Source organism: Gammaproteobacteria bacterium, assembly GCA_029862005.1.
Lineage (GTDB): Bacteria > Pseudomonadota > Gammaproteobacteria.
Genome location: JAOTYD010000014.1, coordinates 73,907 through 90,734, shown reverse-complemented (window position 1 = coordinate 90,734; position 16,828 = coordinate 73,907). Strand labels below are relative to the sequence as shown.

The 16,828-nt window shown below is 51.9% G+C and carries 15 protein-coding genes; 8 read left to right on the top strand and 7 right to left on the bottom strand.

The genetic code is table 11. The features are described 5' to 3' along the window. Window positions 1-964 (bottom strand): biotin synthase BioB (bioB, locus tag OES20_10920; GenBank protein ID MDH3635209.1); only part of this gene is annotated, 964 nt, incomplete at its 3' end. A gap of 61 nt (window positions 965-1,025) precedes the next feature. Here bioB and OES20_10915 point away from each other — a divergent pair. Further along, a complete protein-coding gene (locus OES20_10915; GenBank protein ID MDH3635208.1) occupies window positions 1,026-1,739 on the top strand; it encodes a ComF family protein in 714 nt (237 codons plus the stop codon). On the opposite strand, the gene OES20_10910 is transcribed toward OES20_10915, so the two are convergent. The 4 genes from OES20_10910 to OES20_10895 form a co-directional block, all read right to left on the bottom strand. Beyond that, the gene (locus tag OES20_10910; protein MDH3635207.1) at window positions 1,736-3,256 is read right to left on the bottom strand and encodes a fumarate hydratase; all 1,521 of its coding nucleotides are present in this window, start codon (window positions 3,254-3,256) and stop codon (window positions 1,736-1,738) included. The genes OES20_10915 and OES20_10910 overlap by 4 nt on opposite strands. Window positions 3,257-3,386: 130 nt before the next feature. Continuing rightward, window positions 3,387-5,168, bottom strand: coding sequence for an SLC13 family permease (locus tag OES20_10905; protein MDH3635206.1), 1,782 nt, complete (start codon window positions 5,166-5,168; stop codon window positions 3,387-3,389). After that, window positions 5,159-6,172: an ABC transporter permease gene (locus OES20_10900; protein MDH3635205.1), complete on the bottom strand. Its 1,014-nt coding sequence runs from the start codon at window positions 6,170-6,172 to the stop codon at window positions 5,159-5,161. The genes OES20_10905 and OES20_10900 overlap by 10 nt, the downstream gene beginning before the upstream one ends. After that, window positions 6,172-7,056: an ABC transporter ATP-binding protein gene (locus tag OES20_10895; protein ID MDH3635204.1), complete on the bottom strand. Its 885-nt coding sequence runs from the start codon at window positions 7,054-7,056 to the stop codon at window positions 6,172-6,174. Before OES20_10895 ends, OES20_10900 begins: the two co-directional genes overlap by 1 nt. A gap of 112 nt (window positions 7,057-7,168) precedes the next feature. Between OES20_10895 and OES20_10890 the strand changes: the two genes are divergently transcribed. Together OES20_10890 and OES20_10885 are read left to right on the top strand one after the other, a co-directional pair. Beyond that, window positions 7,169-8,593, top strand: coding sequence for a hypothetical protein (locus OES20_10890; GenBank protein MDH3635203.1), 1,425 nt, complete (start codon window positions 7,169-7,171; stop codon window positions 8,591-8,593). Further along, a complete protein-coding gene (locus OES20_10885; GenBank protein MDH3635202.1) occupies window positions 8,590-9,609 on the top strand; it encodes a M14 family metallopeptidase in 1,020 nt (339 codons plus the stop codon). Before OES20_10890 ends, OES20_10885 begins: the two co-directional genes overlap by 4 nt. Before the next feature lie 213 nt (window positions 9,610-9,822). Here OES20_10885 and OES20_10880 read toward each other — a convergent pair whose 3' ends face one another. Next, window positions 9,823-10,857 (bottom strand): DUF4382 domain-containing protein, encoded by a 1,035-nt coding sequence (locus tag OES20_10880; protein MDH3635201.1) that lies wholly within the window; start codon window positions 10,855-10,857, stop codon window positions 9,823-9,825. 401 nt (window positions 10,858-11,258) lie between these two features. Here OES20_10880 and OES20_10875 point away from each other — a divergent pair, with 401 nt between their 5' ends. From OES20_10875 to OES20_10855, 5 genes are all read left to right on the top strand, one after another. Next, window positions 11,259-11,480: a hypothetical protein gene (locus OES20_10875; protein MDH3635200.1), complete on the top strand. Its 222-nt coding sequence runs from the start codon at window positions 11,259-11,261 to the stop codon at window positions 11,478-11,480. 71 nt (window positions 11,481-11,551) lie between these two features. Further along, on the top strand, window positions 11,552-12,439 hold the full coding sequence (locus OES20_10870; protein MDH3635199.1) for an OmpA family protein: 888 nt from the start codon (window positions 11,552-11,554) through the stop codon (window positions 12,437-12,439). Window positions 12,440-12,786: 347 nt separating this feature from the next. Further along, a complete protein-coding gene (locus tag OES20_10865) occupies window positions 12,787-13,404 on the top strand; it encodes a protocatechuate 3,4-dioxygenase (GenBank protein ID MDH3635198.1) in 618 nt (205 codons plus the stop codon). 186 nt (window positions 13,405-13,590) lie between these two features. Then, window positions 13,591-14,019, top strand: coding sequence for a GFA family protein (locus OES20_10860; protein ID MDH3635197.1), 429 nt, complete (start codon window positions 13,591-13,593; stop codon window positions 14,017-14,019). Window positions 14,020-14,302: 283 nt separating this feature from the next. Further along, entirely contained in the window at window positions 14,303-15,184 is an 882-nt protein-coding gene (locus OES20_10855) for a lipase family protein (GenBank protein MDH3635196.1), read from the top strand. 210 nt (window positions 15,185-15,394) lie between these two features. Here OES20_10855 and OES20_10850 read toward each other — a convergent pair whose 3' ends face one another. Then, window positions 15,395-16,168 carry a PEP-CTERM sorting domain-containing protein gene (locus OES20_10850; protein MDH3635195.1) on the bottom strand — a complete coding sequence of 258 codons (774 nt, stop codon included), beginning with the start codon at window positions 16,166-16,168 and terminating at the stop codon, window positions 15,395-15,397. Between the last annotated feature and the right edge of the window lie 660 nt (window positions 16,169-16,828).

The window sequence follows — 16,828 nt, the reverse complement described above, 5'->3', positions numbered from 1 at the left end:
GCTGTTCGCCGTTGGCAACAATACCGAGCTTGTGGAATAACTCGCTGTCCACATTCTGTTCCGGATTCGGTGTAGTCAACAGCGTATCTCCGTAGAAAATTGAATTGGCGCCCGCAAGAAAACACAGTGCCTGCAATTCATCGGTCATCGCGGTGCGGCCCGCGGAAAGACGCACCACCGATGCGGGCATCATGATGCGAGCAACCGCGATGGTGCGCACGAAATCAATCGGATCGAGTTCGTCCGTGCCATACAGCGGCGTATTCTCGACCTGCACCAGCAGGTTGATAGGCACGCTTTGTGGATGTTCCGGCAGATTGGCGAGCTGCTGTAGCAGTGCGGCACGATCCTTATCGCTTTCACCCATGCCGATAATGCCACCGCAGCAGACATTGATGTCCTCGGCGCGCAGGTTCTCGAGCGTATCGAGGCGATCCTGGTAGGTTCGCGTGGTAATGATTTCCTGGTAATACTCGGGCGAGGTATCGAGGTTGTGATTGTAGTAATCCAGCCCGGCCTGTTTAAGTTTTCGAGTCTGTTCGCGGGTCAGCATGCCGAGCGTAACGCAGGACTCCATGCCCAGCTCCTTGACGAGAGTTATCATCTCGATCACCTTGTCCAGGTTTTTGTCAGTGGGATTGCGCCAGGCTGCGCCCATACAAAAGCGGGTTGCACCATTTTCCCTGGCATTCATCGCTGCAACATGGACATCTTCAATTGGCAGCAGGCGCTCACGCTCGAGCCCGGTGTCGTACTTGGCGCTCTGCGGACAATAGGCGCAATCTTCCGGGCAGGCGCCGGTTTTAATGCTCAACAAGGTGCTGATTTGAACTGCGTTGGGATCGAAGTTTTGGCGGTGCGTGGTTTGCGCCCGGAACAACAAGTCGTTGAAAGGCTGTTCAAAAAGCGCTTTAATTTCGTCAAGCGTCCAGTCATGGCGGATGGATTGCGCTGCTTCGGTCATCAGGAGTCTGGCCGTGAGTAAAGGGAGAACGCCAAGTCTATTGCAAGACAGGGAATAGTCAATGTCAGCAAGCTTTCAGCGCGGCATCGCCCGCTTCATCGATCACCTGTTTGCACCCGGGGTTTGTCTTGCTTGCGGCTCCGAAATTAGCGACGCAAACTCATTATGCCCCGACTGCAAGGCGCGGCTGCAGTGGGTGCCAAATCCCTGTCAGTACTGCGGGCAACCAAACGCGGCCAACGGCCTGGTATGTCCACGCTGCCTGCTGTGTCCACCGCGTTGGCAGAAAATGATTGCGCCGCTGCAATACCGGGGACTGGCGCGTCGTTACCTGCTTCAACTCAAGTTTTCCGAATCGCACTACCTGGCGAAAACTCTATGCCACCAATGTCTAGAGCCGTTTCGAGCGAGCACGCCCCAACCCGAGGTACTGATACCGGTGCCGTTGCACCGAACGCGCCTGCTCGAACGCGGATACAACCAGGCCCGGGAAATTGCCGGTATCTGGTCGAGGGCCTTCGGCATACCTGTCGATCAACACGCCTTGACTCGGCTGCGTGCGACACCGGGTCAATCGGGTTTGAGCGCCACTCAGCGCGCCAATAATGTCCGCCAGGCATTTGCCTATGCGCCGAAGCGCGTGTATCGACACGTCGCCCTCGTTGACGATATCGTAACGACGGGCTCAACCGCGAGCGAGATCACCAAAACGCTGCATCGCGCCGGTGTGGACTTCGTCGAGGTCTGGGCGCTGGCGCGGGTTTACCGCCGCTAGGCGTCGAAGTTGACGATGCGCTGGTTGATTTTTTCGGCCCAGATCCTGGGTCCGGTCTGGTGCACCGATTCACCGCTGTGATCGACCGCGACGGTAACCGGCATATCCTCGAGCTCGAATTCGTAGATTGCCTCCATACCGAGTTCAGGAAACGCGACCACTTTCGATGCCTTGATCGCCTGCGCTACCAGATAGGCCGCACCGCCAACCGCCATCAGGTATACCGACTCAAAATCACGGATCGCCTCGATCGCCGCAGGCCCGCGCTCTGCCTTGCCAATCATGCCGAGCAGGCCGGTTTGCTCGAGCATCGTGCGCGTGAATTTGTCCATGCGCGTCGCGGTGGTGGGACCGGCCGGACCGACGACCTCATCACCGATCGGATCGACCGGACCGACGTAATAAATAAAACGCCCGTTCAAATCGACCGGCAGCTTTTCGTTATTGGCAAGCATATCGACCATTTTTTTATGCGCGGCGTCGCGACCGGTCAACATCTTGCCGCTTAGCAGCAGCGTATCGCCCGGTTTCCAGGCCTTGACATCGGCGCGGGTAACGTTGTCGAGGTTGACCCGCTTGACGTTGTCGCCGATTTCGCGGGTGACTTCGGGCCAATCCTCGAGTTTTGGCGCTTCGAGCCGCACAGGCCCGCCACCATCGAGCGTGAAATGAGTATGGCGGGTCGCCGCACAGTTGGGAATAATCGCGACAGCCTTGTTTGCCGCGTGCGACGGGTAGTCCCTCACCTTGACGTCCATCACCGTGGTCAGACCACCCAGGCCCTGGGCGCCGATACCGAGACGATTTACTTTGTCGTAGAGTTCGAGGCGTAATTCCTCGGCGCGGTTACTTGCGCCACGTGCCTGCAGATCATGGATATCGATCGGTTCCAGCAAGGCTTCCTTGGCCAGTAGCATCGCTTTCTCGGCGGTGCCACCGATACCGATGCCGAGCATTCCCGGGGGACACCAACCGGCACCCATTTGCGGCACCATGTTGAGCACCCAGTCGACCACCGAGTCGGATGGGTTCAGCATCGCGAACTTCGACTTGGCCTCGCTGCCACCGCCCTTGGCGGCGACGTGCACTTCAACCATATCGCCCGGTACGATCTCGTAATGAATCACGCCCGGGGTATTATCGCCGGTGTTGCTGCGGCTGCCGTCGGGATCATTCAGAATCGATGCGCGCAGCACGTTGTCCGGGTTCAGATAGGCGCGGCGAATACCCTCGTTACACATGTCGCTTACCGACATATCGGCGTCCCACTGCACCTGCATACCGACGCGCAGGAACACGGTCACAATGCCCGTATCCTGGCAGATGGGGCGGTGTCCCATCGCGCACATGCGTGAGTTGATCAGGATCTGGGCGATGGCGTCACGTGCCGCGGGATTTTCCTCGCGCTGGTAGGCCTCATCCATGGCGCGGATGAAATCGAGCGGGTGGAAATAGGAAATGTACTGCAGCGCATCAGCGATGCTTTCGATCAGGTCGGCTTGCTTGATGACGGTCATAACGATGATGCCAAGTCTGAGGATTGCGCTATTTTAACTGCTTCGCAGGTAAAGATCATAGCCGGTATATACTTGAATACCGCCATCCCGCGAATCGATAGTAAGCCAACCCGGGGGTTGGCCTTGATATCTAGAAAGGCCAGACGATGAGGATCATCGGGATCGAGACCACGATTACGATCACTTCGAGCGGCAATCCCATGCGCCAGTAATCACCGAAGCGATAGCCCCCGGGCCCCATGATCAACGTATTATTCTTATGCCCGATCGGGGTCAGGAAAGCGCAGGAGGCGGCAATAGCGACCGCCATCAGAAAAGGATCCGGATTCACACTGAGGCGATTGGCAATATCGATTCCGATCGGCGCCGCGATGACAGTGGTCGCGGTATTATTGAGCACATCGGATAACGTCATCGTAACAACCATTAACAGGGTGAGCACGATCACCGGCCCGTAGCCTGCGGCAAAATCAATGATTTGCTGGGCGATTAATGCGGTACCGCCCGAAGCTTCGAGCGCGGAACCAATCGGGATCATCGAGCCCAGCAGCACGATGACCGGCCATTCGATCGAAGTGTAAAGTTCCTTGAGCGGCACGATATTAAATCCCACCATGAGCATGCAAACGAGTGCCAACGCTTCGGGCAGATGCATGATCCCCGAGGTCGCCGCCGCGATTGCAAGCGCAAAACCGGTTACCGCGATCCAGGCTTTGTGACGTTGCACGACCAGCAGATCACGTTCCTGCAATGGCAGGCACCCGAGCCACCTGACGATATCGTCCAGGCGTTCGCTGGGCCCGAGCAACAGCAACACGTCGCCAGCACGCGTCTCGAGCTTGCGCACCCGTTCACGGAAGGTTCTGCCACGGCGCGACACGCCGAGCAGGGTTATGCCGTGCCGGTACAGCAGCCGCAGGCTGAATGCGCTGCGACCCTCGATACGTGCATTTTCGGGCACGACGGCTTCGACCAGGGTCAAACCTTCGGCGGCATGGCCGATATATTTTTCACTGCCAACGTACTCGAGTTTGAAGGCGCCGACGAAGGCGTCTATGTGCTCCGCATCGGACTCGATCACCAGGATATCCCCCTTGCGAATTTCCTCGAGCCGCGCACGACCGGGTAACCGCTTACCCTTGCGCACCAGGCCGACGATCGCAACATCGGCTTCATCCGCCTCGCCGTCCAGATCCCGCACGCGCCGGCCGATAACGGTCGCATTTTCCGGGACGCGAACTTCGGCCACGTAGTCTTCGTGTGGTAATGGTAGCTCGAGCCCGCTTTCATCGTTGTCGGCATCCGGAATCAGCCGCCAGCCGACGAGGACAATAAATATTACTCCGGCCAGGGCCGTGACCGCACCCACCGGTGAAAAGTCGAACATGCCGAAAGGCTCGCCTATCGCGGTTTCACGAAAACTCGCAATGATGATATTGGGCGGGGTGCCGATCAGCGTAATCATGCCGCCGAGAATCGACGCGAACGATAGCGGCATCAGGCTTAAACGCACGTTGCGCTTGGCTTTCTTCGCCGCCTGCATATCGATCGGCATCAGCAGCGCAAGCGCCGCGACATTGTTCATCATCGCCGACAGTACCGCTGATACACCCGACATGATACTGATATGGAGATACAACGAGCGCCCGCCTTCAACCACGTGCCGGGCGATCAACTCGATCGCACCCGAGTTCGACAAACCACGGCTGACGATTAATACCAGTGCAATGATGACCGTCGCATGGTGACCAAATCCTGAGAAGGCTTCCTCCTGCGGCACGACACCGATCACGATCGCAACCACGAGCGCCCCGAACGCCACCAGGTCATAGCGGATCTTGCCCCATACCAGCAGCCCGAATACGATTCCCAGCAGGCAAAACAGGATGGTCTGGTCGGATATCACTCCCATTGAAAAATCCTCGCGCCAATCAATAGCAGGATTACGCTCGACACACCGAGCACCAGCAGGTGATCCGAAATTTGCACGATGCTGGCACCGTCGATCATGATTTCACGCGCCGCGTCGGTGACATGGGTAAGCGGCAGGATCAGGGCAAATTTCTGCATCCACGGGTGTGCCCCTTCGAGCGAGAACCAGACGCCAGACAGGAACATCATCGGCCAGCTCAACAGGTTCAAAACGCCGTTGGCGACCTCCTCGGTCGAGATGCGGGCCGCGACCACCAGCCCGCAGCAAATTAAATTGATACAACCCAGCGTAAAAACCAGGAACAGGTTGAAATAGGAACCCAGCATACGAAAACCGACAAAATAATCCATGCAGATAAATATCACGGTATTAACCACTACCAGTAGCCACAACCGAGACAAAATCTGGGCACTCAGGAATTCAATCGCCGTGACCGGGGTTGCGCGCAGGCGCTTGAGCACGCCGAATTTGCGATAGCGTACGATTACATAGCCGATGCCGAACAGGGCACCCCACATGATGTTCATCGCGATAACGCCCGGAATAACCCAGTCGATATAACGAATTTCATCGCCCTCGACCAGGGTTTGCTGCAGCGACTCGGCAGAATCGGCATAGGCCGCAATCAACAGCTTCTCTACGATATAACCATTGGGCGAGGTCTGGTTGATCCAGTAGCGATTGGTGTTCGGGTCGAACAGCATGTCAATCTGGTGACGTTCTACTTTAAACAGATTGGTCTCGACTTCATCGAAATTGATGAAGTTGATGAAGCGTGTCTCTTTAAACGCCGCCGCTGCACCTTCAGTTTCGTCGCCGAGGATCACCCCAACCTTGAATTTTTCCGGATTTTCCTCGGTAAACGCAAAGGCGAAGACAAAGATAATCAGGATCGGCAACAAAACGCTCCAGGCAAGCGCGGAGCGGTCGCGGATGAACTCCAGGTTGCGCGCGACAAAAAGCGCGTAAATTCGATTCCACATCAGGCGCGCAGTTCCTTGCCGGTTAATTCGAGGAACAGGTCCTCGAGATCACGCGCACGGATGCGCAGACGATCGAGCGGGATATCAAAGTGCAGCAGGTGTTCAATCGTTCTGTTGACGTCGCCGGTAACAATATGCGCGCTGTCATTGCGATAAATTGCCTGGAATTCCTTTTCACCAATTTCTCGCGGGATATCGCTGGCATGGATCTGTACAACGACATCGTCAAAATGCGCCGCCAGCAACGCATCCGGCGCGTCGTGCGCGATAATGCGACCATGATCCATGATCGCAATTTCATCGCAAAGTTCGTAGGCCTCTTCCATATAGTGCGTGGTTAACAGAATAGTCGCACCCTGCTCCTTGATCAGCTGCACCTGTTTCCAGAGGTTACGGCGTGACTGGGGGTCGAGACCCGTGGTGGGTTCATCCAGGAACAGAATCCTGGGTTTATTGATCAACGACATCGCCAGTAGCAGGCGCTGTTTCTGTCCACCGGAAAGCTTACGTGTATCCTGGCCAAGAAATTCATGCAGCGCGTAGCGCTCGGCAAGTTCATCGATGCTCGAGGTATTCGGATAAAAGCGGCTGAACTGCACCATGATTTCACGCACCGTGATAAATTCCTGCAGCGCGGTAGTTTGAAACATGATGCCGGCCTCGTTGCGAAACTGCTGGCCGAGCGGCTCCCCGAGGTAGCGAATCGCGCCCGCATCCGGGGTCTTGATACCCTCCATTATTTCGATTGTAGTGGTTTTACCCGCCCCGTTCGGCCCCAGCAGCCCAAAGCAGCTGCCTTCCGAGATCTCGAAACTGACATCATTAACCGCGGTTAACTGACCGAAGCACTTGACCAGGTTGGATACTTGCAGGATGACGGGCATATTAATCTTTACTTGGCCGAGCGCGAAGTATAAACAGGCTTTGGAGTTAACACTAGCATCCTCAAGATCGAGGTAGGCACGGGTTCGATATCTATCTTATACTTCGAACACCATGGGCGAAGAAATCCAAAAAGACAACTTCGAACAAGCTGACTACGATCGTTTCCAGCAACGCCTGGAAGAAGAAACCGAGTTCGTGCGTTCACTGTTTGCAAAAGGGACATTTGACAACAGCAGCCGTAATCTCGGTTATGAACTGGAACTCTGCCTGGCGGACGCCGTCGGTAACCCGAGCCGTAATAATATTGAAATTATCGACGCCACCGGCAACCCGTTGTTCACTTCCGAACTCGCGAAGTTCAACATGGAGATTAACGGCAACCCGTTCCCTTACGAAACCGACGTCTTCAACCGGGTCGAAGCTGACCTGAAAATGTTGTTTCAACAGGCCGAAGACTCTGCGCACAAATTTGACACCCAGATCGGAATGTTCGGTGTATTTCCGAGCGTTACACCCGAACACCTGAATCCAGACGGTTACATGACCGAGCTGCACCGCTATAACCAGCTCAACCGGCAATTACTCGACATGCGCGGCCAGGCAATCCGTCTGCACCTCGAGGGTGACGAAATCCTCAAGGTCGAAAAGGACGACGTCATGCTCGAGGCGCTTGCAACCTCGCTGCAGATTCACCTGCAGGTGCCGTTCGACGAAATCGTTCCGACCTACCATGCCGGGTTATGGTCCAGCATGCTGGTGCTGGGCGCAACTGCGAATGCACCGCTGGTGCTCGGCAAGTGCTGCTGGCAGGAGTCGCGCATCGGAATCTTCAAACAGGCGGTCGATACACGAAACCCCCAGGAAATCGAAGATCATATCATTCCGCGGGTTCACCTCGGCAAGCGCTATATCGATTCGCTGCTCGATTTATTCGAAGACAATTTTTATTACAGCCCGATTCTACCCGAGGTCCTGGACCGGCCAGTCGAGGACCTGCACCACCTGGCGCTACACAACGGCACGATCTGGCGCTGGGTTCGCCCGATCATTGCGCGCAACCGGGGCGAGGAGTATCACTTGCGTCTCGAGCTGCGCGTGGTGCCGTCGGGTCCAACCCTGATCGACACGCTTGCCAACATTGTATTTTACGTTGGCCTGACCGAGGGCCTGAAGGCGTCGGGCGACGAGCTGACCGGTGTCCCTTACGAAACTCTTGAAACCGATTTCTACCGCGCCGCGCGTAAAGGCCTTAATGCCGAGGTGCACTGGATAAACGGCGAGCTGTTGCCGTTGAAACGGGCCCTGCTCGAGCACGCCCTGCCGCTGGCACAATCATACTTTGAAACGGCCGGAATTGAAGACACCAGCCGCTGGCTTAACGTGATTAAATCCCGCGTCGAACGCGAGGCCACCGGCGCGCGCTGGATAACCAGGCACTGGAAGCAGTTCGGCGATAGCGCGCGCCTGGTATGTGACTACATTGAACAGGCGCGCAGCGGACAACCCGTACACCTGTGGCAGGACCCCGGCACATGATCGATAACTTCGATCGTTTGCACGGTCTGCCCGATGGCTTCTTCGACATCAGCACAGCAAACATCCGCACACTGTTTCCCAACCCGACGCTGATCCAGTTGGACGGCAAGGATCCGAATTTCCTGTTTGTTTCAATCCTGTTGCACGGTAACGAATATACCGGTCTCAAGGTCATGCAACGGGTGTTGGACAAGCATGCGGAAGATTTGCCACGCTCGATTCTGTTGTTTATCGGCAACGTACGGGCGGCCGAGGTGAATCGACGCTTTTTACCCGGGCAGGTGGATTATAACCGTTGCTGGCCGGGTACCGACCAGGAACCCAGCCCCACCTCGCAAATGATGCAGCGCGTGGTCGAGATTGCACACGGCTTGCCCCTGTTTGTGGCAATCGATATCCACAACAATACGGGCAAGAATCCACATTATGCCTGCATCACCGATCCCACCCTGGAAAACCAGAACCTGGCAGCGAGATTTAACCGGGTCGGAATGGTTTACAATCACCATGGTGTCTGCACTATGGCGTTTAATAGTATTTGTCCGGCAGCCACGCTGGAGTGTGGACTACCCGGGGATCCAAAGGGCATCGAGCATGCCTGTCGATTCCTCGAAGACATGCTAACCCTCGATGAACTGCCACACACCAAGCCGACCCGACATGCGCTGCACCTGGTTGAATCGCACCTGACCCTGAACATTCCCGAGCACGTCAGTTTCGAATTTGACCCTGCGGCCGATGCCGACCTGAGGTTCGAGAACGATATCGAGGATCGAAACTTTACTCCGATAGATCCGCACCAGGTATTCGGCTACACCCGCGTCGCGCGCCCGATATCAATCACCGACACAGAAGGGCATGATGTCACCGATGACATCGTGCGCGTCGAGGAGGGTAAGATTTATCTCAACAATACCCTGATGCCGGCTATGCTCACCCGCGACAAGCTGGTCGTACGCCAGGACTGCCTGTGTCATTTACTGCAGGATTATCTCCCCCACGAAATCGAACTCTAAGCGAATCTGGGGGTGCGCCTGAACTACGACTCCTTTTAAAACGTCTGCATTGAAGTTCAGGAAACAATAAAATGCAGACGCTCAGATTTAGGAAATCAAGATCTGTTAACGACCCAGAGTGTGTGAAAACTCTGGACCCAAAGGGGACATCCAAGATTAAAAAGCAAACGACGCCCTGAAGGGCGTCGCTAACTACTTAGTACCAACTACCAACTAAATTACCGGGGGTGGGAAGTCCTTAACTAAAGGCTGATTGGTTGAAAGATCAGCATTCTGCCCCACACCTTCAGTGTTACCATCAGTAAAGATTACATCCGTAATTGTTGAACTTAACGGATCGTTATTCTGATCTACGTCTGCATCGTCAGTATCACAGGTCAGTGCTAATGTATAAGGAGTAGGACCATTACCACTGTCTGTTTGCAGATATGCCGCAGTGTATTCGTACAATCCGCTATCCGTATCATATACAACCTCGGTTGATGTCAGGACATTATCTGTTGGATGGTAATCATCGGGGATGACATCATGCCCTGTGTAAACGTATACGCTGCATACTGTTTCCGACTCGATTACCGGTCCAGTTATGAGGCCACCGTCAATAGTCCCGATGATATTGCCCGTTTCAACCAGGTTAACTAGTCGCAAAGTAGGACGCAGTTGGTAATTGCCGTCCGGTTTTTGATTCAAGGACTTGGCCAAATCAATATCGATCATGAACTCCGCTTCACCTCCGGCCGGTACGGTTATTCCCCGATTAAGTTTGAGGCCACTTTTTTCGCCGTCACAACTCGTGCATCTCAGGTCCCACTGTCCACCTGAATCGATGACGTATGAAAGTGACTCATCGACATCTAGCCTGATCCAGTTATAAAACCCGGCTTTCACCTCTATCGAATCTGCCAGGGCGACACTTAGCACACCTTGCAGTGAACTTAAATTCACAGCGTTGTTTGCAGGATTAGCAGGTGGGGGCGTGTCAGAAGGCACATTATCCTCACAAGCGCCTGTATCATCGACATAGGTGCTTGGATCAAAGGGTATCGAGATCCGGTCACCATCAGAGTGATGCAAGGTAATTCCCGAAAAATGTATACAAACTTCAGCATCATCGGGTGCAGGTGCATCAGTTACACTCACAGAGATAGAGCCAGTTGATTCGTCACCTCCTCCGCCACCACCGCACGCTGCTAGCAGCATGCATACAGGTCCGATAACATTCAATTTCCAAAGATTTCGTTTACCCATGCCCTGAACCTCTCACTTCGTCTTTAACTTTTACACGCATATGGGAATTATATCCCTTGCAAGAAAAACCACAGGGAATCAGCAGCCTAAAAATGTGGATTTGTTCACAAGAATCCAGATATCGGCGACCTACTACAGTCGATAAGTGGAATTAGTGAAATTTCTCCCCGAAGACTCTACCAATTTGAGCGACAGCTATTGGCCGAAGATTGCCTCCCACCAGGTACTTATGAGCGTCTTCTTAGGAGAAAACTGACGCTCAAGCTCGACGCACCGAAGCTGAACGGCCTGTGAAATATTTACGTGCAGGTTCTACACAAAATAACATCTTGAAGCCATATAATGTCGCTCCTCTCAATTTGTACCAATTGACAGGCCCAATACACACGGAGGAATCAGACATGCAATGCTATCAATATCTCGCTGCTGTCACTGCGGTCGCAAACGCACTCGAAGCACTTCCAGAAATCAAACACAAGCTGCCCCTCAGCGCCGTTGCTGACTGGATGGATGAAAACGATATTGAGCCAGAAGACTTTGTATTTGCAACAGCGAGCGAAGTGCGTACCAAGACCGCAATCCTGATTCAGCACAATCAGCCGCACATCCAGATAGCGGCCTAACTATAAAGAAAAGTATTAATGAAGCACACAATCTTTGCTTCAGTAGACCAACACAGCATCAGGGAGTCATCTTGAGAATTAGCACACTAACCTTCACTATTCTCCCATTATTATTTTTATCTGCCTGCGTATCTAGCGGTAAACATGAAGCGGCACTTGCTGAAATGGATTCGATGCGCCAATCCCTGGGAAGCGCTCAGGAAGAAATCAACCGTAATCAACAACAAATACAGAAAACAGAACAGGAGTTAGATGCCGCCAAAATGCAGAATGCACTGGCTCAGGAGGAAATCAATCGTAATCAACAACAAATACAGAAAACAGAACAGGAACTAAAATCCGCCAGAATGCAAGTTGTGACGGCTGTGGATGAGTTAATGAAACTTGAAGCACGAAAAAAGGATCTCCAACAGGAACTCTCAGAATCACAGGCACAAATGACTACGCTACGAGATATTGAGATCGAAACCAAGCGTCGTAATCAAATATATGAAAATTTTGTTAATACCTTGAAAACCATGATTGACGGCGGCCAATTAACGGTTAGCATTGAACAAGGTCGAATTGTCATCAATCTCCCCAATAATGTCCTGTTCAAAAGCGGTAGCGCTAACTTAAATCCTGAAGGCGAAGAGGCCCTGACTCAAATCGGCTCGGTACTTAGCCAATTTTCAGACAGGCGTTTTCAAATTGAAGGGCATACTGACAATAAGCCAATTAAAAGTGCACAGTTTCCCAGTAATTGGGAACTATCCACTTCCCGGGCACTCACAGTCGTCCATTTACTGACAGATATCGATGTTGATCCTGAGAATATTTCAGCCGCCGGATTTGGTGAATTTCGCCCAAGAGCTGATAATGAAACTGAAGAAGGTCGGCAGCTCAATCGTCGCATAGAGATCATTATGCTTCCCAATCTTGATATTCTTTCTAACGAACTTCCTAAAGTAACACCATAATGATCGGGACCTTAAAAAAAGGGAAAGGATTTATTTAAAGAGTATATGAGGACAGTCCAGTCTAGTCTTAATTTAAGTGCAGTGGTTCAGACTCGATCTGACGGTTTTCACACATCTTGTGTCCTAAGCGGAAGTTCAAATAATAAATTCTGAGCGTCAGCTCCTGGCCGTTTGTCGCCACTGAACTAGACATTTTGGGCGTCTGCTTTGGAGAAAACAGGCCCTTAGAATCGAATATTCAGTGGAACTACAACGAAGCGCCGAGCCATGTTATATCTCTGGTATATTGGGTAAGCATTTTCACATGCAGTACACTTACCAAATAGTTCAATTTTAGGAGTAGCGCCATGAATGATCCCATTAATCTGAGCAGGCGTAAGTTGTTTCTCGGAATCATGACCTTTCCGGTTTCGGGACTGGCCAAGGCCATAATTTCAACCCCGCCCGCTTCCGAAGGGCCTTTTTATCCCACTACCGGGATGCGCTATGACGATATTGATAACGATCTAGTCAAGATCGCAGGCGAAGTTGAGCAAGCCGGTGGGGAAGTGGTGGCGCTTCATGGGCAGGTGTTAAATAAGACGGGTAATCCGATTGTCGGGGCGCGTGTTGAAATCTGGCAGTGCGATGTCAATGGACGTTATCTCCACCGCGGCGATTCCGGATGGAACTCGCGTGACCCAGCATTTCAGGGTTTTGGTCATGATCTGAGTGCTTCTGATGGTAGCTATGCATTTCGAACTATTAAACCTGTTCCCTATGCGGGACGCACGCCACACATACACGTTAAGGTACTGGTTGATAATCATGAGCGTCTGACCACGCAATTTTACTTGCCCGATCATCCTGACAACGAAAATGACTGGCTGTATCAGCGGGTGCCACAAGATAAACGTGAACTGGTCACAATGAATTTTAATAACGCCCAGCCGGTCCCGCAGGCTATTGTGGATATCGTAATTTAACAATATAGCCTATCCAGAAATTGGCTTGATTCGATTTTAAGCCCTCTACATTAAGGGGTTCTCCGTTGCGACCGAGATTCAGCTTTTGGTCGTTTCCAGACCTTGGGATCTTAAATTTAGGCGTCTGCTTAAGGGATATACAAGTCCACATGATATTATTTCGGGATCTGTTTATAGGTGGTAGATATGCCCGGGAAAATCGCTAGCGGCCATTGTTTATGTGGGAATATTCAGTATCGAATTGAAGGTGAATCCGTTTGGTCTGGATATTGCCATTGTGAGAGTTGTCGCCGAATGACCGGCTCCGTTGTCACCAACTGGCTTGGAATTAAGGGCACCGACCTCATATTTACAAGAGGGCGACCAGCAAAATACAAGTCTGCAGGTGTGACTCGCGGATTCTGTCCGAATTGTGGTTCTTCTCTTACTTACGAGGCTATCCATTTTCCTGACTACATCCAAATACATATAGGTACTTTGGATGATCCCAATGCAATAACGCCTCAAGCCCATGTTCATTTTGCAGAAAAGATCGAGTGGTTTGATGTTAATGATCAATTGCCTCGATTTGACAGGTCAGCAGTTGAAGAAGGGAACGATTGGAAGAAGTTCTGATTCGGCAAGAGTCCGTTTACGGCCGATCTCAGAAGCTCAGATTGTGTTTTTCAGCGTCCGTTTACAGGAGGACTAGATCTCGCGATATTTTCTGCTGTGACGAAAGCCATATCAGTCATCCAGCAATCAGGGATAGTGACCGTGTCGCAACAATTAATAAGGATTTGTGAAATGTTGACCTTGCGAGTTATTCGTAAAGTTATAATCTAGGTCCGGTGCTCAATATCCCAGGTCACTAAACCCCAGACTAATCATCTTGATGCTAAAGATACGCCGGCTAAACTTGAAAACTTTCTATTTGACATTGATGCTGATCTCTACCAGCGTCACATTGTCGGCAAGTGAAACAGGTTCGGTTGATTTTATCGAGATTCAAAATCAAGCCGGCTTTGCCAAGGCTGCATATGATGCTGAAGTCAAAATTCGCACCTTTCTCGAATCAAGTAATTACACACTTACGCTTTATAAAACAGCTCCAGATATCCAGATTTCATATTTCCTTGCGACCAACAAGCAAACCGAGACCCAGGTTATCTCGGTACGCGGTACCTCCAATATCGAAAATGCAATGGTCGATATCCTACTCAAATTAAGAGTCGATCAGAACACGGGGATTCAATTACACGAAGGATTTGCATTCGCAGCAAGGCAGGTTTACGCGGAATTGAAACCGCTAATCAAAGCTGATTATAAAATCCGTGCTACCGGACACAGCCTGGGCGGAGCGGTTGCTCTTGTAGTGGCAATGTACCTTGATGCCGACCAGTTCAATATCGACCAGGTAATCACGTTTGGTCAGCCTAAAGTCACTAATATAGCTGGAGCCAACAAAATCAGTCACATCAACATTATCCGCGTAGTCACCCCTCTTGACATCGTTCCGCTAGTGCCCCCACTCGATCCGCTGGATATCAACAATCTCGACGTATACTGGCATGCAGGTAAAGAAGTCATTCTGTTGGCCGAGAATCAGTATGCGGTTCTAGCAGGCCTTGATAGCATGTTACGCGCGACTAAGTTCACCCAGCAACCGTTTAACCAGAGGAATATAGAAAACCATAATATGTCGGTCTATCTCAGTATGATCGGCGCTAAAACGAAATCATCCAGACTAGTGCCGTACAAGTACGATTTGAATTTGTTCAACCTGTTTGGCAATGAATAATGCACGGGAAATCATTGCAATATTTTACCGATTCGAGCGTCCGCTCCTGGCCGAAGATTGCCTCCTGCTCGGGTTTTATGAGGGTCTGCTTAGGAGAAAACAGACACTCAGAAACGATTAGTAGGGGTCGGCTTTCGACCCAACTCGGACGCCCATAAAAAAAGCCATCTCGATTGAGATGGCTTAGTTACTTCAAAAAGTAGTTATTGGTTATGCTTTTCTGCGTCGTGCGAAACCTAAACCAAAGAGGCCGGCTGCGAATAGAGCGATGATAGAGGGTTCAGGGACCTTGGCACCACCGCCGCACCCCCCGTCGAAGGAGGAGAGAGGTTCTGTGGTCGTGCCGTCAAACGTGGCGACGACACAGTCGAGCCGCACCTGCGCGGTCGTCGGTGCGCCGAACTGTATCCAAGTGACATCCTGGAACAAGTCACCCAACGCCGCTATGTACCCTGTGTTTTTCACCAAGTCGCCAGCCGCGTCGCCTGCGTTGAGGCCCTCGTAGAAAGTGACCATTGGGTCATAGTTTCCTCCCAACTCGAACGTCCGGGACACTGCGTTGCTACCCGTAACCGTGATCGCATTCTCCGAGCCCTCACCTTTTCCGGTCAGAAGGAAATAGAACGAGTCCAAGGTGAACAGGAGCTCATCGCCCGAGATGTCAGGTTCTGTGCTTGCAGACCCTTGCGAGGTGGGCCCATTCTCGGGCCGCGTCATTCGGGGCAACACGCCCTGTGTGCCTTCGATTACGCAGCTACCGTTGCCGCCACTCGTCGAGTCGGCACAGAGCGTGGAGGATTGAAGGTTAGTCGGGTCGAAGAGGAAATTATTGTCCACGTCGCTGTACCACTTCCAGCCGTTGTTAGCATCGTCGAAGTGAATCAGCTGGGTCACCAGGGCGGCGTTTGTCGACGAGCTGAAGACCAATACAGCGGCAACCAATGTACAGCCTCCAAGGGCTTTGATGAGGTGTCTTATTTTCATTTGATGTCTCCCTAAAATTAATACATCCATCAAACATAAGGCATAATTTATGCCAATGTTCCCAAGTTTTTATATGTTCAATTTATTTGTAGATAAAGATGTGAAGCAGTTCTCGTAATATGCATACCACCTCGCCAAAGTAGAGCATTTTTGGAGATGCCAGTTTGTATTAAGGCAGTTGAATATATGCTCTAGTGTAAAAATTCTTTACACTTGATCAGCCGAGTTGTAAAGAATCCTGACAGTGTCCGTTTCTGGCCGAAGGTCGCCACTGAGCTCTACATTCTGAGTGTCAGCTATCGGGAAAGCCGAACATGAAATCATCTACGCCAGCATCTGATTTCGACCCTGAGGATGCCGACTATTAGAAATATGAGTAAGTACGGGGTACTACTAAAGCGAGATAGTCGGTTCCCGTCTTTGCCGGCGCCGCCTAACCAATGGTATTACTAATGTAGATATAATCATCCCGCTCAAAACAGGTACGCTAAAAAGAAACACAGTGTCTGCGACGCTGTCCCCACCTAATAAATCGTAGAGACTAGCTTCGTCAATTTAATCTAAATATATGGCAAGCGGAACCAAGCTGGCTACTTGCATCACTATGCCTGAAACTGCGGGTTTCCAAAACTGTTTAACCCAAATAGACAATAAAATCAC